Source organism: Lysinibacillus fusiformis (genome assembly GCF_003049525.1).
Lineage (GTDB): Bacteria > Bacillota > Bacilli > Bacillales_A > Planococcaceae > Lysinibacillus > Lysinibacillus fusiformis.
This window is the reverse complement of sequence record NZ_PYWL01000001.1, coordinates 322,353-347,522: the sequence shown is the minus strand read 5'-3', so window position 1 is coordinate 347,522 and position 25,170 is coordinate 322,353. Positions and strand designations below refer to the sequence as shown.

General features: G+C 39.0%; 21 protein-coding genes and 1 other annotated feature (1 of these 22 cut by a window edge). Of the genes, 19 read left to right on the top strand and 2 right to left on the bottom strand.

Annotation, left to right across the window (positions count from 1 at the left end):
• Positions 1-53: a binding site (T-box leader), on the top strand (it extends 176 nt beyond the left edge of the window).
• A 112-nt stretch (positions 54-165) separates the two neighbouring features.
• Positions 166-2,934 (top strand): isoleucine--tRNA ligase, encoded by a 2,769-nt coding sequence (gene ileS, locus C9J29_RS01715; protein ID WP_107921523.1) that lies wholly within the window; start codon positions 166-168, stop codon positions 2,932-2,934.
• Between the two features lie 111 nt (positions 2,935-3,045).
• Here the strand turns inward: ileS and C9J29_RS01710 are convergent, their stop codons facing one another.
• A complete protein-coding gene (locus C9J29_RS01710) occupies positions 3,046-4,251 on the bottom strand; it encodes an AraC family transcriptional regulator (protein WP_043989666.1) in 1,206 nt (401 codons plus the stop codon).
• Positions 4,252-4,454: 203 nt separating this feature from the next.
• Here C9J29_RS01710 and C9J29_RS01705 point away from each other — a divergent pair, with 203 nt between their 5' ends.
• The 14 genes from C9J29_RS01705 to pyrE all read left to right on the top strand — a co-directional run bounded on the left by C9J29_RS01705 (position 4,455) and on the right by pyrE (position 19,706).
• Positions 4,455-4,790, top strand: coding sequence for a hypothetical protein (locus C9J29_RS01705; RefSeq protein ID WP_036123805.1), 336 nt, complete (start codon positions 4,455-4,457; stop codon positions 4,788-4,790).
• A 23-nt stretch (positions 4,791-4,813) separates the two neighbouring features.
• Positions 4,814-6,382 (top strand): sodium/solute symporter, encoded by a 1,569-nt coding sequence (locus C9J29_RS01700; RefSeq protein ID WP_107921522.1) that lies wholly within the window; start codon positions 4,814-4,816, stop codon positions 6,380-6,382.
• A 163-nt stretch (positions 6,383-6,545) separates the two neighbouring features.
• Positions 6,546-7,025: a signal peptidase II gene (gene lspA / locus C9J29_RS01695; RefSeq protein ID WP_025113863.1), complete on the top strand. Its 480-nt coding sequence runs from the start codon at positions 6,546-6,548 to the stop codon at positions 7,023-7,025.
• A complete protein-coding gene (locus tag C9J29_RS01690) occupies positions 7,022-7,933 on the top strand; it encodes an RluA family pseudouridine synthase (RefSeq protein ID WP_008173836.1) in 912 nt (303 codons plus the stop codon). The genes lspA and C9J29_RS01690 overlap by 4 nt, the downstream gene beginning before the upstream one ends.
• A 239-nt stretch (positions 7,934-8,172) precedes the next feature.
• Positions 8,173-8,721, top strand: a complete 549-nt coding sequence (gene pyrR, locus C9J29_RS01685) for a bifunctional pyr operon transcriptional regulator/uracil phosphoribosyltransferase PyrR (protein WP_025113865.1) — start codon at positions 8,173-8,175, stop codon at positions 8,719-8,721.
• A gap of 14 nt (positions 8,722-8,735) precedes the next feature.
• Positions 8,736-10,046 carry a uracil-xanthine permease family protein gene (locus tag C9J29_RS01680; RefSeq protein WP_089985285.1) on the top strand — a complete coding sequence of 437 codons (1,311 nt, stop codon included), beginning with the start codon at positions 8,736-8,738 and terminating at the stop codon, positions 10,044-10,046.
• Between the two features lie 192 nt (positions 10,047-10,238).
• Complete coding sequence (locus C9J29_RS01675) at positions 10,239-11,117, top strand: aspartate carbamoyltransferase catalytic subunit (protein WP_107921521.1); 879 nt, start codon at positions 10,239-10,241, stop codon at positions 11,115-11,117.
• 1 nt (position 11,118) lies between these two features.
• On the top strand, positions 11,119-12,396 hold the full coding sequence (locus C9J29_RS01670; RefSeq protein ID WP_107921520.1) for a dihydroorotase: 1,278 nt from the start codon (positions 11,119-11,121) through the stop codon (positions 12,394-12,396).
• Entirely contained in the window at positions 12,396-13,496 is a 1,101-nt protein-coding gene (locus C9J29_RS01665) for a carbamoyl phosphate synthase small subunit (RefSeq protein ID WP_008173828.1), read from the top strand. Before C9J29_RS01670 ends, C9J29_RS01665 begins: the two co-directional genes overlap by 1 nt.
• Positions 13,489-16,686, top strand: a complete 3,198-nt coding sequence (gene carB / locus C9J29_RS01660; RefSeq protein ID WP_008173826.1) for a carbamoyl-phosphate synthase large subunit — start codon at positions 13,489-13,491, stop codon at positions 16,684-16,686. Before C9J29_RS01665 ends, carB begins: the two co-directional genes overlap by 8 nt.
• Position 16,687: 1 nt before the next feature.
• Positions 16,688-17,461 carry a dihydroorotate dehydrogenase electron transfer subunit gene (locus tag C9J29_RS01655; RefSeq protein ID WP_008173824.1) on the top strand — a complete coding sequence of 258 codons (774 nt, stop codon included), beginning with the start codon at positions 16,688-16,690 and terminating at the stop codon, positions 17,459-17,461.
• Positions 17,458-18,369: a dihydroorotate dehydrogenase gene (locus C9J29_RS01650; RefSeq protein ID WP_107921519.1), complete on the top strand. Its 912-nt coding sequence runs from the start codon at positions 17,458-17,460 to the stop codon at positions 18,367-18,369. The genes C9J29_RS01655 and C9J29_RS01650 overlap by 4 nt, the downstream gene beginning before the upstream one ends.
• Complete coding sequence (pyrF, locus tag C9J29_RS01645) at positions 18,369-19,073, top strand: orotidine-5'-phosphate decarboxylase (RefSeq protein ID WP_107921518.1); 705 nt, start codon at positions 18,369-18,371, stop codon at positions 19,071-19,073. The genes C9J29_RS01650 and pyrF overlap by 1 nt, the downstream gene beginning before the upstream one ends.
• A gap of 3 nt (positions 19,074-19,076) precedes the next feature.
• Positions 19,077-19,706, top strand: coding sequence for an orotate phosphoribosyltransferase (pyrE, locus tag C9J29_RS01640; protein WP_008173819.1), 630 nt, complete (start codon positions 19,077-19,079; stop codon positions 19,704-19,706).
• Positions 19,707-19,779: 73 nt separating this feature from the next.
• Here the strand turns inward: pyrE and C9J29_RS01635 are convergent, their stop codons facing one another.
• Positions 19,780-20,568 carry an MBL fold metallo-hydrolase gene (locus C9J29_RS01635; protein ID WP_107921517.1) on the bottom strand — a complete coding sequence of 263 codons (789 nt, stop codon included), beginning with the start codon at positions 20,566-20,568 and terminating at the stop codon, positions 19,780-19,782.
• A gap of 745 nt (positions 20,569-21,313) precedes the next feature.
• Between C9J29_RS01635 and C9J29_RS01630 the strand changes: the two genes are divergently transcribed.
• Genes C9J29_RS01630 through C9J29_RS01615 form a run of 4 tightly spaced genes read left to right on the top strand, consistent with a single transcriptional unit; the run spans position 21,314 to position 25,158 of the window.
• Positions 21,314-22,327, top strand: a complete 1,014-nt coding sequence (locus C9J29_RS01630; protein ID WP_036226357.1) for an ABC transporter ATP-binding protein — start codon at positions 21,314-21,316, stop codon at positions 22,325-22,327.
• A complete protein-coding gene (locus tag C9J29_RS01625; RefSeq protein WP_008173813.1) occupies positions 22,324-23,259 on the top strand; it encodes an ATP-binding cassette domain-containing protein in 936 nt (311 codons plus the stop codon). Before C9J29_RS01630 ends, C9J29_RS01625 begins: the two co-directional genes overlap by 4 nt.
• 1 nt (position 23,260) lies before the next feature.
• Positions 23,261-24,223 carry an oligopeptide ABC transporter permease gene (gene opp4B, locus C9J29_RS01620; protein ID WP_008173810.1) on the top strand — a complete coding sequence of 321 codons (963 nt, stop codon included), beginning with the start codon at positions 23,261-23,263 and terminating at the stop codon, positions 24,221-24,223.
• 35 nt (positions 24,224-24,258) lie between these two features.
• On the top strand, positions 24,259-25,158 hold the full coding sequence (locus C9J29_RS01615) for an ABC transporter permease (RefSeq protein ID WP_008173808.1): 900 nt from the start codon (positions 24,259-24,261) through the stop codon (positions 25,156-25,158).
• The last annotated feature ends 12 nt before the right edge of the window (positions 25,159-25,170 follow it).

The following is a 25,170-nucleotide window of genomic DNA, read 5'->3' as shown; positions in this document are numbered from 1 at the left end:
GGATTGTGCTACAAGTAGGGTGGTACCGCGAGTAGAAGCTTCTCGTCCCTTAGTGGATGAGGGCTTTTTTTATTTGTCCGCGAATTGTTTCAGAAAAGTTAGCCCATAACTGTCGTATGAGAAGAGTGTCGATATGCTTGATGTAAAATAAAGGAGGATTTTTTTATGGTGGAATACAAAGATACTTTATTAATGCCAAAAACGGATTTCCCAATGCGTGGAAATTTACCAGCAAATGAACCAAAAATGCAAGATAAATGGAATGAGATGGATATTAACAAATTACAGATGGAGCGTACGGAAGGTCGTCCTGAATATGTACTTCATGATGGCCCTCCGTATGCAAATGGTGATATTCATATTGGACATGCATTGAATAAAGTATTAAAGGATATGATTACACGTCATCGTTCAATGACTGGTTACCATGTTAATTATATTCCTGGCTGGGATACGCATGGTCTACCTATCGAACAAGCATTGACAAATAAAGGTGTCAAACGTAAAGAAATGTCAGTAGCAGCTTTCCGTCAACTTTGTGAAGAATATGCATATGAGCAAATTGACAATCAACGAAATCAATTCCGTCGTTTAGGGATCCGTGGTAATTGGGAAAATCCTTATATTACATTGAAACCTGAGTTTGAAGCTCGTCAAATTGAAGTATTCGGAAAGATGGCGGAAAAAGGATATATTTATAAAGGTTTAAAACCAGTATATTGGTCACCGTCTTCTGAATCTGCTCTTGCTGAAGCAGAAATTGAATATAAAGATATTAAATCGCCTTCCATTTATGTAAGCTTTGCTATTAAAGATGCAAAAGGTGTTGTACCAGCAGATGCTAAATTTGTTATTTGGACAACAACTCCTTGGACATTACCAGCAAACTTAGGGATTTCTTTAAATCCTGAGTTCGTTTATGTTGTCGTTGCAGTAGCAAATAAAAAATTCATCATTGCAAAAGATTTATTAGAAACTGTGGCAACTGCTCTTGAATGGGAAGCATATGAAGTTGTTCAAGAAGTGAAGGGTGAAGTCTTAGATCGTATTGTCGCTCAGCATCCTTTCTATGATCGTGATTCACTTGTAATGGTAGGGGAACATGTTACTGCTGACGCAGGTACTGGCTGTGTTCACACAGCTCCAGGACACGGGGAAGACGATTATCATATTAGTAAGCAATATGGCTTAGACATTCTTAGTCCACTTGATAACAGTGGCTGCTATACGGATGAAGCACCTGGGTTTGAGGGCGTCTTTTATAATGATGCCAATAAACTAGTGACAGAAAAGCTAAAAGAAGTAGATGCATTAGAAAGTCTTGGTTTCATTTCACACTCATACCCACATGATTGGCGTACAAAAAAACCAGTTATTTATCGTGCCACACCTCAATGGTTTGCGTCTGTTGAAGCGTTCCGTGGAGAGCTATTAGAGGCTGTTAAAGCAACTGCATTTACACCAGCTTGGGGAGAAACACGTCTTTACAATATGATTCGTGACCGTGGAGATTGGGTAATTTCTCGTCAGCGTGCTTGGGGTGTACCAATTCCAATTTTCTACGCTGAAAATGGTGAACCAATTATTACACCTGAAACAATTAGCCATATCTCAGCACTATTCCGTGAACATGGCTCAAATATTTGGTTCCAAAAAACAGCAAAAGAGTTGTTACCAGAAGGCTTTACACATCCGGGTAGCCCGAACGGTGAATTTACAAAAGAAAATGATATTATGGACGTATGGTTCGACTCAGGTTCTTCACACCAAGGTGTACTTGTAGAACGTGGCATGAAATACCCTGCTGATCTATATTTAGAAGGCTCTGACCAACACCGTGGATGGTTTAACTCTTCACTTATTACATCAGTAGCTATTAATGGCTTAGCACCATATAAAGGACTTTTAACGCATGGTTTCGTTCTTGATGGTGAAGGTCGTAAAATGAGTAAATCATTAGGGAATGTCATCATTCCACAAAAGGTAATGGATCAATATGGAGCAGATATTCTTCGTCTATGGGTTGCTTCTGTAGACTATACTGCTGACGTGCGAATTTCTATGGATATGTTGAAGCAAGTATCAGAAGTATATCGTAAAATTCGTAACACTTTCCGTTTCCTACACGGCAATATTGCTGATTTCGATCCAACAAAAGATCGTGTAGCCTACGCAGAGCTTCGTGAAATGGATCAATATGTGTATATGCGTTTACAGGATGTCCTAAAAACTGTACGTGCTGCATATAATCGTTATGATTTCGCTGCTGTTTATCATGTTGTGAATAATTTTGTAGCAGTAGAGTTATCTTCATTCTATTTAGATATTGCAAAAGATGTAGTTTACATCGAAGGTTCTGACAACAAAGATCGACGAGCAATGCAAACAGTTATTTATGATACATTAATGACTTTAGTTAAAATTATGACACCAATCATCCCTCATACTACAGATGAAATGTGGTCATACTTACATGCTCAAGGTATTGTAGAGGAAGCTTCTGTTCAATTAACGGACTTCCCAATGGAAAATGTACAAGCTAATTTTGAAAATCTTCGTGCAAAATGGGAAAAAATCATTGATGTACGTGATGATATTTTAAAAGCATTGGAAGAAGCTCGTAATGCTAAAACGATTGGTAAGTCTCTTGAAGCAAAAGTAACAGTATATGCAAAAGAAGATATAGTATCATTATTGAACGATGCAAACATTGATTTTGCACAACTATCTATCGTTTCTGCTTTTGAGGTAGCTACAATTGAAGAAGCACCAGCAGATGCTTTGGTACTTGAACATGTATCCATTGTTGTTGAAAAGGCTACAGGTGAGAAGTGTGAACGTTGCTGGTCTATTACGGAAACAGTTGGTGCGAATGAGGCACATCCGACAGTTTGTGCACGCTGTGCAGAAGTAGTAGAAAAATATTACGCGTAAGTGGAATCAGTGAATAATAAGAATCTGCTTTCTATGTAGCTTATAGGCAAGTCTCCTTTAAGGGGCTTGCTTTTTTCATGTGGTTTTTGCAGATTCTCGAAAAACTACATCCTATTTAAACAAAATTTCTTTCGTATTGCGGTAGTCTGTTGGCGATATTCCAACATATTTTTTAAAGGTTAGACTGTAATAATTCGGTGTATTGAACCCACAGGTAGAGGAGATTTTATCAACCGTATAATCAAACTTTCGTAAAAAGGGTAAAGTTTTGATAATACGTGTAAAGGCAACATAGTCAACAAAATTGCGACCCGTTTCTCTTTTAAATAGCCTGCTAAAATGTGTTGGGCTAAAGCTTATATATTTCGCAACTTCACTTATAGAAAGCTGTTCGTCAAAATGCTCCTCTATAAATTGAATGGCTTTTTGAAGCTGTGGGTGCTTCGTTAAATCTTCGTAATACCGTATATGAATGTTATCAATAGGCGGTTTTCTTCGAGCTTTTCGTGCCTGAGTATAGGATTCCTTCACTTGCATAGCATCCTGAAATACTCCCCCAACCCCCATGAAAAGGTGGATACAATGGTCCTTTTTTAGTGTCTCGATGACCTCTAATAAAGATGCTTTGCCCTCTGACCAATGCTTGAATGAGTTATAGTCTTTTGGAATTCGCAAAAGAAGAAGTAAATAGCGTTCAAAATGTAAAAAGGACAACGGCGCTTTATCGGCAAATTTCTGCTGAATAACAGTTGTGATAATGCTACACGCATCTTGTGGATGAGCTCTCTGTTCATTTACATCAATATAGCCTTGTATTAAGAACACCATATTAGGAATACAGTTAGTCGATAAAAAGGATGCAGATTGTATGATTTCCTGTTCATTATCGATCTCACCGCGTATCAGACGTTTTAAAAAAGCTTCTCGGAAAGGAGAAGTTTGATGTTGGGAAATTTGTTGTGTCAGTTCGAGCATGGTAAGTGTGCTACCCTTTTTCTCCTGATAGGAAGTGTGTAACTTTTTTACAATTCGTAAAAATTTTGATTTTTGTAATGGTTTGATGAGAAGTGCAGGTAAAACTAATTCAATTGCTATACCAGTCGAGTAGGTGAGGTGTTCTGTAACAATTGGGACAATTATACTATTAGGATAATTTCTTTTTAGTCGCTTAATCTTCACCCAATCAAATAACCGATTGACTTCATAGACAATAAGGGTGTCATCTTCTGGTTTTGGCTCTTTACACTCCATTAAAGCGTTTGGTAAAACTTCTTCTAACCAATCTCTCATTTGTTGCTTATCCAATGAGCTTTCCATAAACCATACCACCTTTAAAATGCTACCAACCCCCAAGAATAAAAATGTTAGAAATATTTTAACTTAAAATAGCATTTTTTTGTACTAATACAGCAATATTTTATATCTATATTGAAGTTGAAATAGAATAAAATAATTGTAGTAAATAATAATTTGAAATTTCAGATAATTATTTACTGATACAAATAAAGGGGGAGTTGGCTATGGCAGAAGTAGGGAGTCATGATTATGAATACGTGGAGGCAGGCACCATTGATGTAAAGGATCTTCCACCTCTAGATGCGGAGACAAATAAAATTATGAAAGATGAATTTACAACGGGTTTAGGCTTATCGGTATTTTATTTTATATTAATTTTTAGTATCCCTGTTATGAATTGGTTTGCACCAGCATTTGCCTTTAAGAAAATGTGGGGTGGTATGACGGTAACCTGGTTTGTGACAACTGTTGTCATGATGGCGATGGCATTTATTATCGCTTATGTGCATACTGCCATGTACGAAAAACGCCTGAAAAAATATGATTTAGCCAATAAGTAGTTGAAACAAGGGGGATGAGTTGAATGATGGGAGCTCTTTTAGAACCAAAGATGTTAATGACCATTGCATTAATGGGAACGATTGTATACATTACGTATTTAACAAAAAGAAATGCAACTGCATCGGATTTCTTTGTAGGAGGAAGAAGCTTTGGCTGGTTTACAAATGGTTCTGCAATCGGTGGGGATTATTTAAGTGCAGCCACATTCCTCGGTATTGCGGGTTTAACATTTCAACTAGGATATGACGGGGCTTATTATGCTTTTTGTTTCTCAATTGGTTTAACCTTATTAGCTATATTTGTAGCAGGCCCTTTGAGACGATTTGGTGCATTTACGGTAGCGGATTTTTTGGGCTATCGTTTTCATAGTAAACGAGCACGACTAGTAGCGGTTGCGGTAGTATTAGCAATTTCAGGCTTTTATGCAGCTCCGCAACTATTAGGTGCTGCTCAAATTTTAAGTATGTTTTTCGGCACTTCCTATGAATTTGGTATTATCTTTACATGTGTTGTCATGATTTTTTATGTAGGTATTGGTGGTATGAAAGGAACAACCATTAACCAAGCTTTGGAGCTGTGGATTCGTCTTGGTGCATTTATTGTGATGCTAGTAGCAGCGGTATACAGTGGCTTGCATTACGATAAAATTCTTGCAGCTATTAATTCCTTTAGCGGTCCTATTACGGGCACATCCCCATATGCTTTAGATGGGAATGATGTTAATTTTGATGGTGCCGCATGGACAGGGACAGGCTTTTATTTCCCAACATTTTGGCAAACGATTAGCATGACGATTGGTTTAGCTTTAGGAACGATTGGACTTCCTCATATTTTATTGCGTTTTTATACGAATCCAAGTGCTAAAGCAGCTCGAAAATCCGCGCTGATGGCTATTGGGATTGCTAGTACATTCTTTTTATTAGCGGTTTATTTGGGTGTTGTTGGTCGTTCAATTTTCATCTCGGGAACAGCGAGTGAAGAGGTTATGCGTGATCTTGTACTGGGCGGAAACAACATGGTGATACCGACTACAGCGCTAGCTCTAGGTGGTAAATGGTTGCTTGGCTTAGTTATAGCGGGGGCATTTGCAGCTATATTCTCCAATCTTTCAGGGCTCTTTATTACAAGCTCTGGGGCACTTGCTCATGATTTGTATGCTAACATTATGAAAAAGGACATTACGCAAAAACAGCGCGTCATTGCTGGAAAAGTTGCTATCGTCCTATTGGGTATTTTATATGGGGCACTGGGGCTTCTTGTTAAGGATGCATCTATCGGTCATTTAGTGGCGCTCGCCTTTACAGTCGCAGCAAGTACATTTACGCCAATATTCATTTTAGGTATTTGGTGGAGAGGCATGACAGAAAAAGGAGCCATTGCGGGATTACTTATTGGACTTGCTGTGTCCATGTGGATGATTTTTTTACCAGGAACTTTACCGAGTTTCTTACAGTTTAAAATTCCAGGGATTGTGACGGTTCCTGTCGGTTTCTTATCAGTGATTATTGTGTCACTATTAGATCGAAAGGTACCTGCTGATGTCAATGATTTTATGAAGCGCGTCCATTCAAAAGAATCTGAAACAGTATAAAACTAGAAGTTTGGCTATTTCTATTGCTCAAAAAGTGATAGAGATAGCTTTTTTGTATTTTCAAGAGATTTGGAATCCGCCATATTTTGATGTGATATTAGTTATTGTCAATGGTGCTGATATGGTAGAATAGGTTAGATGTTGAGCGAACGGAGGAATGTTTGTGTATAAATATTATGGATTGGCTGCCTTTGTCGTCTTATTGGACCAATGGACAAAGTGGTTGATTGTGAAAAATATGGAGTATGGTGAACGTATTGCTGTATTAGACCCATGGTTTGGCATTTTGTCTCATCGTAACAGAGGTGCAGCATGGGGGATGCTAGAAGGGCAAATGTGGTTGTTTAGTATCGTAACAGTTGCCGTTATCTGTGCCATTGTCTATTTTTATCATAGAGAGGCAAAAGGGAAGCCAATTTTTCAAGTGGGCTTAATGCTATTACTTGGTGGAGCAATAGGGAACTTTATCGATCGTATATTTAGAGGAGAAGTGGTCGATTTTGTAGATGTTTTAATTCCAATTATTAAGTATGATTTCCCAATTTTTAATGTGGCAGATGCTGCATTGACGATTGCTGTTGTTATACTTATGATTGGCTTAATTATGGAAGATAAAAAAGAGAAGAAACAGGTGAAACAATGACGCAAGTAACATATACAATCGAAGAACAACAGCAAGGAGAGCGCATTGATAAAGCACTTTCAAGCTTACAATCTGAATGGTCGCGCACGCAGATTGGGAACTGGGTTAGTGACGGAAATATCAAAGTAAATGGCGATGCTGTGAAACCAAAATATAAGGTAAAAGCGGGGGACGTTATTGCTATTGATGTACCAGAAGCTGAACCGCTTGATGTAATCGCAGAAAATCTAGCACTTGATATTGTTTATGAGGATGCTGATGTTCTTGTTGTGAACAAACCAAAGGGTATGGTCGTTCATCCAGCACCAGGGCATTTGACAGGCACGCTAGTAAATGGGTTAATGTATCAATGTAAAGATTTATCGGGGATCAATGGGATTATGCGTCCAGGTATAGTCCACCGTATTGATAAAGATACATCCGGCTTATTAATGGTTGCCAAAAACGATGTAGCTCATGAATCATTAGTGGATCAGCTAGTCAATAAAACTGTTACTCGTAAATATATTGCTCTTGTACATGGGCATATTGCACATGATAAAGGGACTATTGATGCGCCAATCGGTCGTGATCAGAAGGACCGTCAGAAGCAGGCTATTGTTGATAATGGTAAACATGCAGTAACTCATTTCCATGTGGTAGAGCGCTTTGGTGATTATACGCTTGTAGAGTGTCGTCTAGAAACAGGACGAACACATCAAATTCGTGTGCATATGAATTATATCGGCTTCCCGCTTGTTGGAGATCCAAAGTATGGACCGAAAAAGACAATTGATTTTGGTGGACAAGTTCTTCATGCAGCAACGCTAGGCTTCAATCATCCTTCTTCAGGTGAATACTTAGAGTTTGAAACACCACTTCCTGCTGATTATGAGCAATTATTAAATGAATTACGAAATAAGCATTGACGTATACGCAAAGAAAGTCTATACTAACGACAGTGAATGAACAACCTAACTAAATATTCACCTTTAATAGCAGTCCAGAGAGGCTGAGAAGGGTCATGTGATAGTGTTGCAAAAAATTTGTGCTGCAAATTTTTCAACATGCTTTTTTAACACGTATACAACCCTCTCAGGCTATTCGCCTCGAGAGGTTTTTTTATGGACATATGGCCACATTAGATGGTAGAGAGGAGGAAACGAATTTGGCTCAAAATGAATTGTTAGATGGTCCTTCAATGGCACGAGCATTAACACGTATTGCTCATGAAATTATTGAACGTAACAAAGGAATTGATGAATGTATTTTAGTTGGCATTAAAACACGAGGTGCCTTTCTAGCCAAACGCTTGGCACAACGAATTGAAAAGATCGAAGGTAAACCGATTCGTACTGGCGAGCTTGATATTACACTTTACCGCGATGATTTAACAATGAAGCATGAAAATGAACAAGCACATGTTGAGCAAGTTGACATTGAGCATGAAGTGAAAAATCAAAAAATTATTTTAGTCGATGATGTTCTTTATACAGGACGAACAGTTCGCGCAGCACTAGACGCTGTCATGGATTTAGGAAGACCTGGACAAATTCAACTAGCTGTTCTAGTTGATAGAGGTCATCGAGAGCTACCAATCAGAGCAGATTATGTAGGGAAAAATGTTCCGACTTCTGGCTCTGAGCGCATCATTGTCAATTTACAAGATGTGGATGGAGAAGATTGCGTTATTATTTATAAAGAAGACGAACAATAAAGTGAGGAAACAAAATGTCAAATGCAGTATTAGATATTAAGGATAAACCAACCCCACTTCAGCTAGTGACATTAAGCTTCCAACATATGTTTGCGATGTTTGGTTCAACAATCTTAGTGCCACAGTTAGTAGGTCTTAGCCCTGCAATTGCCCTTTTAACAAGTGGGATTGCAACAATATTCTTCCTATTAATTACAAAATTTCAGGTACCGGCTTACTTAGGCTCCTCCTTTGCCTTTATTGCTCCCATATTATTGGCGGCAGGCGGTTTGAACGAGGATGGCTCCAGTGTAAACCCAGGAAATGCCATGATTGGCGCAATGGCTGTCGGAATCACCTACGGAATCGTATCCTTAATCATTTGGAAAAGTGGTTATAAGTGGATCATGAAAATTTTACCACCGATTGTAGTTGGACCAGTAATCATGGTTATTGGATTAGGCCTATCGGGTACGGCCGTGAATATGGCGATGAATGTCAATGGGGAGTATAGCTTTTTACACTTCTCAGCAGCTTTAGTCACAGTGTTTACAGCGATTATCTTCACGATTTTCTTTAAAGGAATTTTAAGTACAATGCCAATTTTGATGGGCTTAATCGTTGGCTATGTTTACTCCATGATTGTCGACATTGTAGATTATACACCGATTGCCAACGCAAAATTCTTTGCTATGCCAGACTTCTTGCTACCCGGTGTGCATTATGAATTTGAAATCACAACAAAAATTCTACTTGTCATGGTACCAATCGTGATTGTAACGATTTCTGAACATATTGGTCATCAGCTTGTATTAGGGAAAGTAGTTAACCGTGATTACATTAAGGAACCTGGTTTACACCGCTCCCTACTAGGTGATGGACTTGGCACATTCGTAAGTGCGCTAATCGGTGGTCCACCTAAAACAACTTACGGTGAAAATATTGGAGTTCTAGCAATTACTCGTGTTTATAGTGTGTACGTTATCGCAGGTGCTGCAATAGTAGCCATCTTACTATCATTCTTCGGGAAAGCAATGGCAGTGATTGCAACTATTCCAACCGCAGTACTAGGTGGGGTGTCCATCTTGCTCTTCGGTATTATTGCAGCTAGTGGTTTACGTATGCTAGTAGATAATCATATTGATTTCGGGAATAGTCGTAATCTAGTAATTGCTTCAGTGATTTTAGTCATCGGGATTGGCGGAGCGAAGTTCGTCATTTCAGAATCATTAAGTATTGAAGGAATGGCACTAGCCGCTATCATCGGGGTGCTATTGAATGCCATATTACCAGGTAAGAAAGAAGCCGAAAAACCTGTACCATACAATCAAAATAAAAATTCATAGTAGTACCTTTTAATGAATTGTCCAGAGAGGCAAAAAAAGGGAAGTTGTGGATAGACTAAAGTAAGGATGATTTCCTGCTGTAGTTTGTCACGCCTCCTTATGCCTCGTTGATGACATCAACGGGGCTTTTACTTTATGAAAAGAACGTCATACATAGACGTTCATGACATACAACCTTATGGGGGTCACATGATGAAGAACTTATTATCGATGGAACATTTAACAACAGAAGAGATTAACCACATCCTAGATCTTGCGCAAGCGTTTGAAAATGGTGAAACATCATCGTTATCTCGGATATACAACGTTGCCAACTTATTTTTCGAACCAAGTACACGGACAAAATCAAGCTTCGAAATGGCTGAGCATAAAATTGGCTGTCATATCATCCCTTTCGACGCTGGATTTTCGAGTGTGACTAAAGGGGAGACATTGTACGATACGGTCAAAACTTTAGAAATGATTGGTTTAGATGCAGTCATTATTCGAGCATCAGAAGATGAATATTATAATGAGCTACTAAATGGTATTAATGTAGCTATCATCAATGCAGGAGACGGCGCAGGGCAGCATCCATCCCAATCATTATTGGATCTATATACGATAAAAAAAGAGTTTGGTTATTTTGAAGGGCTGAATATTACGATTGTTGGGGATATCTCACATAGTCGAGTAGCAAAATCAAATGCCCATGCATTACAACGTTTAGGGGCAAATGTTCACTTCCTTTGTCCAGAAGAATGGTCAGGAGGATTTGAAGCTCATCATTCTTGGGATGATTTAATCGAGAATAGCGATGTCATTATGCTATTACGTGTGCAACATGAACGTCATAAAGTAAATAAAAGCTTTTCGAAAGAAGGCTACCATCAAGAATACGGCTTAACAATTGAACGAGAAAAGCAAATGAAAGAATCAGCTATTATTATGCATCCAGCACCAGTGAATCGTGATGTAGAAATTGCTACTGAGCTTGTAGAGTGTGGACGTTCTCGAATTTTCGAGCAGGTACGAAATGGAGTCTACACACGGATGGCCATTGTGGAAACCATTTTAAGGGGGAGAGAATAACATGACAAAAGTACTTCAAAATGTGCAAATGTTAAATGAACAAGGTGAGCTGCAAACAGTCAATATCGCCATGGCAGAAGGAATAATTACAGCAATTGGCCAAGATGTAACGGTAGTAGGTGCGGAGGTCATTGAGGGTAAGGGCTTTATTGTAGCGCCAGGCTTTGTCGATGTGCATACACATTTACGAGAGCCAGGCTTTGAACATAAAGAAACAATCGCAACAGGGTCTGCCTCAGCAGCAAAAGGTGGCTTTACGACAATTTGCGCCATGCCAAATACAAAGCCGGTACCAGATTCAGTGGAAAACATGCAGCTTATTAATGGGCTGATCAAAGAAAGTGCTGTTATTCGAGTACTCCCATACGGTTCGCTAACAAAGGATATTTCTGGGGAAGTTCGAACAAATGTGGAGGAGTTAAAGGCGCATGGAGCTGTAGCGTTCTCAGATGATGGCGTAGGAATTCAGCTTGCTTCAACCATGTATGAGCAAATGAAGGATGCTGCCCAGCACGATATGGTAGTTGTAGCGCATTGCGAGGACAATTCATTAATTTATGATGGGGTTATGCATGAAGGAAAGCGTAATAAGGAGCTTGATCTTCCAGGGATTCCTTCCATTTGCGAATCCGTTCAAATTGCACGAGATGTACTGCTTGCTGAGGCTGCAGGTGCACGCTATCATGTTTGTCACGTATCAACAAAAGAATCTGTTCGTGCGGTAAGAGATGCAAAGGCAGCCGGAATTCGTGTAACAGCTGAGGTTTGTCCGCATCATTTATTACTTGAAGAAATGGATATTCCATCTGATGATGCGAACTGGAAAATGAATCCACCATTGCGTGGGGCTGATGACAAAGATTCGCTACATGCCGCACTACTTGATGGGACTATCGATTGTATCGCGACAGATCATGCGCCACATACAGTTGAAGAAAAATGCTGTGGTATGGTGGGCGCACCATTTGGCATTGTAGGTTTCGAAACAGCCTTCCCACTACTCTATACACAATTTGTTGAAACAGGAAAATGGACTTTAAAACAATTAATCGACTGGATGTCCGTGAAAGCAGCTGAAATTTTTGATCTACCATATGGCACATTAGCAGTTGGTGCTTCAGCGGATATGATTTTAATAGATATTCAAAAAGAACAAACAATTGATGCGGAAGGCTTTGTATCAAAAGGACGTAATACACCATTTAACGGTTGGGTTGCAAAAGGTTGGCCGGTACTAACCATTTTTGAAGGAAATATCGTATATCAGGAGGCAGAGTAATGAAAAAACGTTTACTAGTTTTAGAGGATGGCACAGTATTTACAGGTACAGCATTTGGGAGTGATCGTGCTTCACAGGGTGAGGTTGTATTTACGACAGGTATGACAGGGTATCAAGAAACAATTTCAGACCCTTCATTCTACGGTCAAATTGTTACATTGACGTATCCAATGGTAGGAAACTACGGCATTAACCGAGATGATTTTGAGTCCATCACGCCAGCTATACGTGGATTTGTGGTACGCGAACTAGCTAAAACGCCTTCTAACTTCCGTTGCGATTTAACATTAGATGACTATTTAACATCGAAAGATATTCCTGGTATTGAGGGAATTGATACGCGTAAATTAACACGTATTATTCGTAGTAAAGGATCAGTAAAGGCGATTTTGACAGCAGCCGATGAAGAAGTAAATGTGAGTGAGGTTATCGCGCAATTGCAAACGACACCAGCTATAACACACCATGTACGTGAAGTATCGCCAAAAGCTGCCTATCCATCACCTGGACGAGGTAAACGAGTGGTCTTAATTGACTACGGCATGAAACACGGCATTCTTCGTGAATTAAATAAACGTGATTGTGATGTACTAGTCGTTCCTTACAATACGTCAGCTGAAGAAATTTTAGCTTGGCATCCAGATGGCATCATGCTATCAAACGGACCAGGAAATCCAGAAGATGTCCAAGAAGGTATCGAAACAGTACGTAACTTAATCGGAAAAGTGCCAATGTTCGGTATTTGCTTAGGTCATCAAATTTTTTCGTTAGCGAGTGGAGCGAAAGCCTTTAAACTACCATTTGGACACCGTGGTGGCAATCATCCAGTAAAAGATTTACGCACAGGTCGTACAGATTTAACATCTCAAAATCACGGCTACGCTATCGATATCGAATCATTACAAGATACTGATTTAGAATTAACGCATATCGCCTTAAATGACGGTACATGTGAGGGTGTACGTCATAAAAAATATCCAATTTTCACAGTACAATACCACCCAGAAGCATCACCAGGACCAGAAGATTCAAACCACTTATTTGATGAATTTATCGAAATGATGGAAGTAGAAGCAGGGAAGGGGAAACAACATGCCTAAACGTACAGATATTGAAACAATTTTAGTAATCGGCTCAGGCCCTATCGTCATCGGACAAGCAGCAGAATTTGACTACGCAGGAACACAAGCTTGTTTGTCATTAAAAGAAGAGGGCTACCGTGTTATCTTAATCAACTCAAACCCTGCCACAATTATGACTGATACAGAAATTGCGGATAAAGTTTATATCGAACCGATTTCTCTTGATTTTGTCTCTCGCATTTTACGTAAAGAACGCCCAGATGCTATTTTGCCAACGCTTGGTGGTCAAACTGGTCTGAATATGGCGATTGAATTAGATCAATCAGGCATCTTAGATGAGCTTGGTATAGAAATTCTTGGAACAAAACTAGATGCTATTCATAAAGCAGAGGACCGAGATTTATTCCGTAACTTAATGTACGAATTGGGTGCTCCAGTACCTGAGTCTGATATTATCCATTCCTTAGACGAAGCGAAAAAGTTTGTAGTCAAAATTGGTTACCCTGTTATTGTTCGTCCAGCCTTTACGCTAGGTGGTACAGGAGGCGGTATTTGCTACAATGATCAGGATTTAGAGGAAATCGTAACATCAGGCCTTAAATATTCACCCGTAACACAATGCTTACTAGAAAAATCAATTGCAGGCTATAAAGAGATCGAATATGAAGTAATGCGCGATGCAGTAGATAATGCCATTGTGGTATGTAATATGGAAAATGTTGACCCAGTAGGAATTCACACAGGTGATTCGATTGTAGTAGCACCGACTCAAACACTATCAGATCGTGAAAATCAAATGCTACGTAATATTTCATTAGATATTATCCGAGCGTTAAAAATCGAAGGTGGCTGTAACGTACAGTTAGCACTAGATCCATATAGCTTCAACTACTATGTAATTGAAGTAAATCCACGTGTATCACGTTCTTCTGCTTTAGCCTCTAAAGCAACAGGCTATCCAATTGCCAAGCTAGCAGCAAAAATTGCAGTTGGTTTAACATTAGATGAAATTAAAAACCCTGTAACAGGATCAACATATGCTTGCTTTGAGCCTGCTCTAGACTATATTGTCGCTAAAATCCCACGCTGGCCATTCGATAAATTCGAATCAGCTAAGCGTAATCTTGGCACGCAAATGAAGGCTACTGGTGAAGTGATGGCGCTAGGCCGTACATTCGAGGAAGCGATGTTAAAAGCGGTTCGTTCACTTGAAACAGGTCAAGTTCACTTAGAGCTAAAGCATCCTGAAGACAACTCTGATTCTTGGATCGAAAAACGTATCCGCAAGGCTGGGGATGAGCGTTTATTCTTCATCGGGGAAGCATTACGCCGTGGTGTGACAATTGAACAAATCCATGAATGGTCAGCCATTGACTTATTCTTCTTAAATAAATTTAAAAACATTGTAGATATGGAACAAACACTAGTTGACCATAAAGATGATCAAGAAGTGCTACGTACGGCAAAACGCTTAGGCTTTGCCGATAAGAAAATTGCTGAGCTTTGGAACACGACAGAAGAAGCAATCTACGCATATCGTAAAGAGCATGGAATTATTCCTGTCTATAAAATGGTTGATACATGTGCAGCAGAGTTTGAATCTGAAACACCTTACTTCTATGGCACATACGAGGAAGAAAACGAATCGATTAAGTCAGAAAAACCGTCTGTAGTAGTACTAGGTTCAGGACCGATTCGCATCGGGCAAGGGGTAGAATTCGACTATGCTACTGTCCATTCAGTATGGGCCATTCAAGAGGCAGGCTATGAAGCAATCATTATCAACTCAAATCCAGAAACAGTGTCTACGGACTTCTCAATTTCTGATAAATTATACTTCGAGCCATTAACAATCGAGGATGTTATGCATATTATCGACTTAGAACAGCCAATCGGAGTTGTTGTTCAATTCGGTGGTCAAACAGCGATTAATCTTGCTGATAAGTTAGCTGCAAATGGTGTGAAAATCTTAGGAACTTCTCTAGAGGATATCGACCGTGCAGAAAACCGCGATAAATTCGAACAAGCTTTACGAGACTTAGATATTCCACAGCCACAGGGTGAAACAGCGGTTTCTACAGTGGAAGCACTTGCCATTGGTGAGCGTCTAGGCTTCCCAGTACTTGTTCGTCCTTCCTATGTGCTAGGTGGCCGCGCGATGGAAATTGTTTACAATCAAGAAGAGTTAAAGCACTACATGGAGAACGCAGTGGAAGCATCTCCAGATCATCCGGTTTTAGTGGACCGTTATCTAACAGGTCAGGAAATTGAAGTAGATGCTATCTGTGATGGAGAAAATGTATTAATCCCAGGTATTATGGAACATATTGAGCGCGCAGGGGTACACTCTGGTGACTCTATATCAGTTTACCCCCCACAGAAATTAACACAGCATCAAAAGGATACATTAGTAGACTATACAACACGTCTTGCAAAAGGTCTTGGAATCGTTGGCTTAATGAACATTCAATATGTAATTTCCCAAGGTGAGGTATTTGTCATCGAGGTGAATCCACGTTCATCACGTACAGTACCATTCTTAAGTAAAATTACAAATATCCCTATGGCTAATATTGCAACGAAAGCTATTTTAGGGAAATCAATTGTCGAGCAGGGCTATCCAACAGGGTTAGCGCCTGAACAAAAAGGTGTATTTGTGAAAGTTCCGGTGTTCTCATTTGCCAAATTACGCCGTGTAGATATAACATTAGGCCCTGAAATGAAATCTACTGGGGAAGTAATGGGCAAAGATGCAACTTTAGAAAAAGCACTTTATAAAGGTTTAGTTGCAGCTGGAATGGAAATTCGCACAGAAGGAACAGTATTGTTTACAGTATCTGATAAGGATAAAGAAGAAGCAATCGCATTAGCGAAACGTTTCTCAACAGTAGGCTATCGCATTGTAGCGACTGAAGGAACAGCAAAAGCATTTGAAGAAGCTGGAGTGCGCACAGATGTCGTTGGCAAGATTGGTGCGAAGGGACAAACACTGATCGATCTGATCCAAAATGGTGAAGCTCAGCTTGTTGTTAATACATTAACAAAAGGTAAGCAACCAGCTCGAGATGGTTTCCGAATCCGTCGTGAGTCTGTAGAAAATGGCGTACCTTGTCTCACATCATTAGATACAGCAGAAGCAATGGTACGTGTCATCGAATCTATGACATTTACAGCAGAGGAAATGCCAAAAGCGGAGGTAGTACACTAATATGATACGTCAAGAGAAAATGACGGTCGTCTCTCAAAAGCAAATTGCGACAAACATTTTCGAACTGACACTTCATGGTCAACTGGTTCAGGATATGACTCCTGGCCAGTTTGTCCATGTAAAGGTGTCGGATTCATTGGAGCCGCTTTTACGTCGACCGATTAGTATTGCAAATATAGATAAAGACAACAATGAATTTACAATGATCTACCGTGCTGAGGGTCGTGGTACCAAAGTGTTAGCGACAAATCGTGAAGGTCAACAGGTCAACGTCCTTGGTCCAATTGGCAATGGTTTCCCAGTAGACGCAGTAAAAGAGGGAGGAACAGCCCTGCTAGTTGGTGGAGGAATCGGAGTGCCTCCACTACACGAGCTTTCCAAGCAATTAAACGCACGTGGTGTTAAAACAATACATGTGCTCGGCTTTCAAACGGAAGATGTATGCTTCTACGAGGAAGAATTCAGTGCCCTTGGAGAAACGCACTATGTAACGGTTGACGGTTCTAAAGGGACAAAAGGCTTTGTGACAAATGTGTTAGAGTCCCGAGCACCTGAATTCGATATCTTTTATTCTTGTGGTCCTCTACCAATGTTAAAAGCGCTTGAAGGCTTCTATCCAGAAAAAGAAGGATTTTTATCATTTGAAGAGCGTATGGGCTGCGGTATTGGTGCTTGTTTTGCATGTGTCTGCAAAACAACCGATCAAGTAGCAAAAGATTATGTCAAAGTATGCTCTGATGGTCCAGTTTTCCCGAAAGGTACGGTGGCATTATGAGTCGTTTAAACATTCAATTACCAGGTTTAGAATTAAAAAACCCTATTATGCCAGCTTCCGGCTGCTTTGGCTTTGGACGTGAATATGCACAGCTTTACGATCTATCTAAGCTAGGGGCAATCATGATTAAAGCAACAACAGTTGAAACTCGTGCAGGTAATCCAACGCCGCGTGTAGCTGAAACAGCAGCAGGGATGTTAAATGCAATTGGCCTACAAAATCCAGGCATTGAAAAAGTGATGAATGAGGAATTAAAATTTTTAGAGGGCTATGATGTGCCAATCATTGCCAATGTGGCCGGAACGGAGACTGAGGATTATGTAGAAGTAGCAAGACGTATTTCGGCAGCACCTAATGTCCAAGCTCTAGAGCTGAATATTTCTTGTCCAAATGTTAAGTGTGGTGGCATTCAATTTGGGACTGACCCTGCCACAGCGCGAGAGCTTGTTAAAGCGGTTAAAGCTGTATCCACTGTTCCTGTTTATGTGAAGCTATCACCGAATGTAACGAATATCGTAGACATTGCTTTGGCTGTGGAAGCGGGTGGCGCAGATGGTATAACAATGATTAACACATTAGTAGGTATGCGTTTAGATGAGCGGACAGGGAAACCAGTCATCGCGAATGGCACAGGTGGCCTATCGGGCCCTGCTGTAAAGCCCGTAGCCATCCGAATGGTTTATGAAGTATACAAGGCTGTCAATATTCCGATTATTGGCATGGGAGGTGTGACAGAAGCACAGGATGTCATTGATTTTATGTCCGCAGGTGCTTCGGCTGTAGCAGTAGGCACAGCAAATTTTGTAGACCACTTCGTTTGCCCAAATATTATTGATGAATTACCAGCAAAACTTGACGCACTTGGAGTAGAACATATAACAGATATTATTGGAAGGAGCCATCGTTAATGAATACTAAACCTATACTAGCATTAGATTTTCCAGGAGAAAAAGAAGTATTCGATTTCTTAAAGCACTTCCATGAGCCTCTTTTCGTGAAAATTGGTATGGAATTATATATGCAAGAAGGACCTGATATTGTTCGCAAAGTAAAAGAATTAGGTCTTGATATTTTTCTTGATTTAAAACTGCATGATATCCCGAATACAGTAGGCTCTGCTATGAAGGGCTTAGCAAAACTAGGAGTAAATTTAGTGAATGTCCATGCGGCAGGTGGTCGTCCAATGATGGAGGCTGCCCTAGAAGGTCTAGAAGCCGGAACATCTGCTGGCAAGGAACGTCCAGCATTAATTGCCGTAACACAATTAACTTCCACAACAGAGGAGCAAATGCAGGCAGAGCAAAGAATTACTTTATCCTTACAAGAGTCTGTTCTACATTATGCACGTCTCACAAAACAAGCTGGCTTACAAGGTGTCGTTTGTTCAGTACACGAGGCGAAGGCAATAGCTGAAGTGTGTGGTGATGATTTTCTTCGTGTAACACCTGGGATTCGTTTAGCAGGTGGCGCTGCACACGATCAAAAACGTATTGCCACACCGGATGGGGCAAAGCGTGATGGTTCTTCACTCATTGTTGTTGGACGTGCTGTAACAGGTGCACAGGATCCAGTAGCGGCATATAAAATCGTAAGTGAATTATGGGAGGCATAAATAATGACATTACAAAATGAAATTGCACACGCTATGCTAAAGGTGGGTGCTGTAGAATTAAATCCAACTGAATTATTTACATGGGCATCTGGTATTAAATCACCTATATACTGTGATACACGTTTAACAATCTCGGACCCTATTATTCGTAAACAACTTGCAAATGGCTTAGCAGCTGTAATTAAAGAAAATTTTGGTGCGACGGAAATAGTAGCAGGTACAGCAACAGCAGGTATTCCACATGCAGCATGGGTAAGTGATATTTTAGAATTACCAATGGTTTATGTACGCTCTAAAGCGAAAGAACATGGCCGTGGCAATCAAATTGAAGGAAAATACGCAGCGGGTCAAAAAGTAGTTGTAGTAGAGGATATCGTCTCAACAGGTGGTTCTTCGATCACGGCAGTTGAAGCATTACGTGCAGCAGGTTGTGAAGTACTAGGAGTTGTTTGTGTCTACACATATAATCTCCCACGAGCTGAACAAGCATTTGATGAAGCAGGCATCCAATATGTCTCATTAACTAACTTCGATTATCTGATTGAAGCAGCAAATGAATCAGGTGCGATTAAAGAAGATGATATTCCATTCTTAAAAGAGTGGCATGCAAAATTAAAGGCAGGAGAGCTATAATGAAAAGCTGTTCTATAGGTTATTTGACCTGTAGAACAGCTTTTTTCTTCCTATTTAAATAGGGAGAGGGTATTTAAAATTGAATACTAAAACCATTAAAACGATGTATACCTGTCCCAAAATGTACTAGATTATTCTCTCGAAGTGTAATAACTGCCTTTTTTACCTCTAATAAGATAGAAGGGTCAAGACCTAATGTATGATGTGAACCAAAAATTTTAGTAAGAGAAGGTAAGTTAGCTATCTTCTCTAAAGATTGGACTAAATCCTCAGGGCTAGTAGTTGGAAAGAATGCATAAATAGGAGCTTGATCATATAGTAAGTCCCCTGTAAACAAATAACCATATTTATGATCCAAAAGCGCAATATGGCCAGGAGAGTGCCCTGGCGTGTGGAGAATAGATAATTTTCGGTTCCCTATATTTATAACATCTCCATCTTCTAATACACCTGAAGGCTGTCCCTGAAAAGGCTTGTAGTGCGATGGATTAAACGTTTTGGGTGTGGGTAACGTAATATTACGGCCAACATCCGTTCTAATCTGTTCGATAGATAATTTAGGGATACCATGGATTAGCCAATCAACTTCCTCTTTATGAACATAAATATCATGAAACGCCCCATGACTACCAATATGATCCCAATGGACATGTGTTGTAATCACAGTAATGGGGAGAGATGTTAATTGTTTACTAATCCTTTGAATATTATCGATCCCAAGACCTGTATCAATGAGAACAGCGCGTTTTTCCCCAATTAATAAAAAAGAATGTATTTTTTCCCAATGACCATATTCACTTATAGCATACGTTTCATTATTGATTTCTTCTACTGTAAACCATTCATCATTAATTTTTGCCATCACAGACAACCTTTCCATATGCTGAAATTAAAAAATAATATAATAAAACTTTGTCATTGGAAATTTTAACATAAAAACATGTAATTTCCTTTAAAAATATTCTAAATAGTATTTTTATATTGAATATTATATAAAAATTCGTCAATTCGGAATAATTAAGAAGTATGGTAGATAGCCAAAAATTAAAAGCTTTAAATTGTTTTCTCAAAGTAATTTGAAATATTAGCACTTCAACGCCCGAAATTATTCATTGAAAGTAAAAATGTGTGAAATATAACTTTACCCTAAAAGTTAACTTTTAATTTTTTGCTATGAATTACTTGTTTCTTTAAGATTAATAGCATTTTATTTGTGAATATAAATATATGACATGATTATTTTTGTTATATTAAAATAATTTTTATTTGTGGAAATTGTAACTTTGTAAAGAAGAAGTAAAATATTTCTTACAACCAAAATATAAAAAAACTATTTTTAAAAGGGAGATGTATGGTGGAAATTTATATGCCGGATTGAAAAAATTTGAAAAAGGGACTTGCGTTTATACATGTTTTCTAGCTAAAATAATAGCACGGTTTAATTTTCAGATAATTCTATCAGTGGATGACAAGTGGAAGGCAAAAAAATTATTAAAATCACGCTTGCCAAGATAAAAAGGAGAGGAGAAGAGAGAAAAACTATATATAATTCTGATATAAAGTACCGTTTGTATTTTCAGAATATTGAATTATAGAGGAGAGATTGTTTGAATACAGCAAAAGAATTACTAACAATAACAAATTTGACTACAAGTTTTCGCATAAAAGATACATACCACGCTGCTGTAGATGATGTCTCACTTTCGCTTCAAAAAAATGAGGTATTAGCAATAGTTGGAGAATCCGGTTGTGGTAAAAGTACGTTAGCGACTACAATTGTAGGCTTGCACAACGAAGTAAATACAAAGGTTACTGGTGATATTTTTTATAATAATCAAAATCTAGCTAAATTGAATGACCAACAATTTAATAACTTACGTGGTAATGATATAGGATTTATTTTTCAGGACCCACTTTCAGCACTTAACCCTTTAATGAGAATTAGCGAACAAATTGAAGAGGGGTTAATCTATCATACAAAGCTTTCAAAACAACAGCGAAGTGAAAGAGTATTAGAATTACTAAATCAAGTTGGGATTGCAAACCCAGAACGTGTAGCTAGACAATTTCCTCATCAGCTATCGGGGGGGATGCGTCAGCGTGTCATGATTGCAATCGCCTTATCATGTAAGCCTGCTATTTTAATTGCTGATGAACCAACAACAGCTTTAGATGTTACAATACAGGCCCAAATTCTGGACCTGTTAAAAGCATTACAGACTGAGACTGAGACAGGCATTATTCTCATTACACATGATTTAGGTGTTGTAGCAGAGATGGCTGACCGAGTTGTAGTTATGTACGCAGGTGAAGTCGTAGAAGAGGCGCCCGTTCAGGAGTTATTCAATAATCCAAGGCACCCTTACACTCGTTCACTATTAAATTCAATTCCACAAACACATAGCGAAAATGAAAGACTCGAGGTTATTCAAGGGATGGTACCATCCTTAATTAATTTACCTCGAGAAGGTTGTCGTTTTTCAGGACGTATTCCGTGGATTGATACATCTTCACACGAAGCAAAACCACAATTACATGAAATTGCACCAGGACATTTTGTGAGATGTACCTGCTGGAAACACTTTCATTTTGAAGGTGAAGAAGGGGGCGGGACTGTATGAGCTTTATGCAAATTAAAGATTTAAGTGTTCACTATCCAATACGTGGTGGATTTTTTAATACCGTTGTTGATCGAGTATATGCAGTGGATGGCGTAACAATGGAGTTCGAAAAGGGCAAGACATATGGGTTAGTCGGAGAATCAGGATCAGGTAAATCAACAACAGGAAAAGCGATCATTGGCTTAGAAAAAATCACCTCAGGTCAAATTTTTTATGAGGGTGAAAATGTGACAAATCAGCAGAGAAAAAGGGATTCTGCTTATAACAGAGACATTCAAATGATTTTCCAAGACTCTCATTCCAGTATGAACCCTAGAAAACGCGTTCTCGATATACTAGCCGAGCCTATTCGTAATTTTATGAAGCTTAGTGACCAAGAGGAACGCAAGCGCATTAAAGAGTTGCTTGCTATTGTTGGGATGTCAGAAGATGTTTTACTAAAGTATCCCCATGAATTTTCAGGTGGTCAAAAGCAACGCCTGGGCATTGCGCGAGCGGTTGCTTGTAACCCTAAAATGATTATTGCGGATGAACCTGTTTCAGCGCTTGATTTATCTGTACAGGCACAAGTGTTGAATTTTATGAAAGATATTCAAAATGAGTATGGTCTAACGTACTTATTCATTTCCCATGATTTAGGCGTTGTTAAACATATGTGCGATCACATTTCTATTATGTATAAAGGACGCTTTGTGGAAACTGGCACAAGACATGATATTTATAAAAATCCGCAGCATATATACACGAACCGACTTTTATCAGCCATTCCAAATATCGAACCAGAGACTAGGAATGAACGTAAATTAGTTCGACAACAAGTAGAAGGAAATTATCAACAAGAGCAACATAAATATTATGATGAGCATGGAAAAGTCTATCCACTGAAATCCATTTCAGACACACATATGGTTGCAATGTCAGGAGGAATGTGAAATGTGGAAAACAATAGCTAGAAGAGTAATTTTAATGATTCCTCAAATGTTTGTCTTAAGCTTAATTATTTTTATTTTAGCAAAACAAATGCCAGGTGATCCTTTTACAGGGTTAATTACACCAGAAACAGATCCTGCACGTATAGAAGAACTTAGAATTCAAGCGGGTTATTATGATCCATGGTATGTACAATATTATCATTGGGTGATCAATGCCTTTCAGGGTGATTTTGGACAAAGCTATACATATAAACTTGCAGTGTCCTCATTGATTGGCGAGCGTGCATTAAACACATTTTGGCTTGCCCTACTTAGTACCATCCTTGTTTATTTAATAGCTATCCCATTAGGAATGATAGCAGGACGTAAGCAGGATACTTTGTATGATAAGTCGATTACTCTGTATAGCTTTATAAGCTATGCAATACCAACCTTTGTATTGGGCTTAATTTTCTTATATATTTTTGGCTATCGTTTAATGTGGTTTCCGACGAGTGGAACAGTCGATGTAGGTGTAGAGCCTGGAACGCTCGAGTATTATTGGAATCGCTTGTATCATTTAATACTACCTGCAATGACGTATGCCATTTTAGCGACAACGACGATTATTCAATACTTACGTTCAGAGATTATTGATGCCAAAACACAGGATTATGTTAAGACAGCTCGTAGTAAAGGCGTACCGATGAAAAAAATCTATAGAAGACATATTTTCCGTAACTCTTTATTACCAATTGCGGCCTTCCTTGGCTTTACAATTACAGGTTTATTAGGCGGCTCGATTTTCATAGAGACAATTTTTGGCTTCCCGGGCATGGGTCAATTATTCATCCATTCCGTAACAAGTCGCGATTATAGTGTTATTACAGCTCTTGTTATGCTTTATGGCTTCTTAGCGTTATTAGGTAGTCTATTGTCAGATATCATTATGAGCATTGTTGATCCACGTATCCGCATAGACTAACAGTTACATTGAACGCATAAGGAGAGGTGAATAAAATGGAGCAAAAAAATGATGTAGTGAAAGTTGAAAGTATGCCACCAACAGGAATTCAAGTCGTGATCCGTGAATTCAGAAAAGATAAATTAGCGTTATTGTCATTTATTGGAATAACATTGCTTATAATTGTAATATTGATTATGTCCGCCTTTATGAATCAGGATGAAATATTACGGATTAAATTATTAGAGCGTTTTACAGAGCCTGGTGTTAATGGATATATCCTTGGGGCTGATGAGGCTGGTCGTGATATGTATGGACAGCTAATTATCGGTGCGAAAAATTCTATATTAATTGCAGTTGCTATTACCCTTATTGCGAATGCCTTAGGGATCGCCCTTGGCATTATAATGGGCTATTATGGCGGCTTTATCGATAATTTATTTATGCGTATCATTGATTTCCTTATGACCTTACCGACATTAATGATTATCATTGTGTTAGTTACAATTATTCCGAAATATGGTGTTTTTGAGTTGATTTTGATTTTAAGTGCCTTTCAATGGATAGGGACTGCACGTCTCGTCAGAAGTAAAGCTTTATCTGAAGGGCGTAGAGATTATGTTAGTGCCTCGAAAACAATGGGGACTAGTGATTTTGCCATTATGTTTAAAGGGATACTACCAAATTTAAGTTCGTTGCTAATAGTAGAATTAACGTTAAACTTTGCAGGAAATGTGGGCATTGAAACGGGTCTATCATTCTTAGGCTTTGGTTTACCGCCATCTACACCTAGCTTAGGGACGCTAGTAAGCTATGCAACAAACCCGATAGTATTATCTTCAAAATGGTGGATTTGGTTGCCCGCATCATTATTAATTCTAGTTTTGATGCTTGGTATAAATTATGTCGGTCAAGCGTTAAGACGTGCAGCTGACGCAAAACAACGATTAGGATAAAGGGGAGGATTT

What these genes read in the sequence shown, in the direction of transcription:
- C9J29_RS01675 (WP_107921521.1), top strand. Translation starts at nt 10,239, where the DNA reads ATGAAGAACTTATTATCGATGGAACATTTAACAACAGAAGAGATTAAC.
- C9J29_RS01680 (WP_089985285.1), top strand. Translation starts at nt 8,736, where the DNA reads ATGTCAAATGCAGTATTAGATATTAAGGATAAACCAACCCCACTTCAG.
- pyrE (WP_008173819.1), top strand. Translation starts at nt 19,077, where the DNA reads ATGACATTACAAAATGAAATTGCACACGCTATGCTAAAGGTGGGTGCT.
- C9J29_RS01650 (WP_107921519.1), top strand. Translation starts at nt 17,458, where the DNA reads ATGAGTCGTTTAAACATTCAATTACCAGGTTTAGAATTAAAAAACCCT.
- C9J29_RS01625 (WP_008173813.1), top strand. Translation starts at nt 22,324, where the DNA reads ATGAGCTTTATGCAAATTAAAGATTTAAGTGTTCACTATCCAATACGT.
- opp4B (WP_008173810.1), top strand. Translation starts at nt 23,261, where the DNA reads ATGTGGAAAACAATAGCTAGAAGAGTAATTTTAATGATTCCTCAAATG.
- C9J29_RS01615 (WP_008173808.1), top strand. Translation starts at nt 24,259, where the DNA reads ATGGAGCAAAAAAATGATGTAGTGAAAGTTGAAAGTATGCCACCAACA.
- C9J29_RS01710 (WP_043989666.1), bottom strand. Translation starts at nt 4,251, where the DNA reads ATGGAAAGCTCATTGGATAAGCAACAAATGAGAGATTGGTTAGAAGAA.
- C9J29_RS01670 (WP_107921520.1), top strand. Translation starts at nt 11,119, where the DNA reads ATGACAAAAGTACTTCAAAATGTGCAAATGTTAAATGAACAAGGTGAG.
- C9J29_RS01705 (WP_036123805.1), top strand. Translation starts at nt 4,455, where the DNA reads ATGGCAGAAGTAGGGAGTCATGATTATGAATACGTGGAGGCAGGCACC.
- pyrF (WP_107921518.1), top strand. Translation starts at nt 18,369, where the DNA reads ATGAATACTAAACCTATACTAGCATTAGATTTTCCAGGAGAAAAAGAA.
- C9J29_RS01690 (WP_008173836.1), top strand. Translation starts at nt 7,022, where the DNA reads ATGACGCAAGTAACATATACAATCGAAGAACAACAGCAAGGAGAGCGC.
- C9J29_RS01700 (WP_107921522.1), top strand. Translation starts at nt 4,814, where the DNA reads ATGATGGGAGCTCTTTTAGAACCAAAGATGTTAATGACCATTGCATTA.
- C9J29_RS01655 (WP_008173824.1), top strand. Translation starts at nt 16,688, where the DNA reads ATGATACGTCAAGAGAAAATGACGGTCGTCTCTCAAAAGCAAATTGCG.
- C9J29_RS01665 (WP_008173828.1), top strand. Translation starts at nt 12,396, where the DNA reads ATGAAAAAACGTTTACTAGTTTTAGAGGATGGCACAGTATTTACAGGT.
- ileS (WP_107921523.1), top strand. Translation starts at nt 166, where the DNA reads ATGGTGGAATACAAAGATACTTTATTAATGCCAAAAACGGATTTCCCA.
- C9J29_RS01635 (WP_107921517.1), bottom strand. Translation starts at nt 20,568, where the DNA reads ATGGCAAAAATTAATGATGAATGGTTTACAGTAGAAGAAATCAATAAT.
- carB (WP_008173826.1), top strand. Translation starts at nt 13,489, where the DNA reads ATGCCTAAACGTACAGATATTGAAACAATTTTAGTAATCGGCTCAGGC.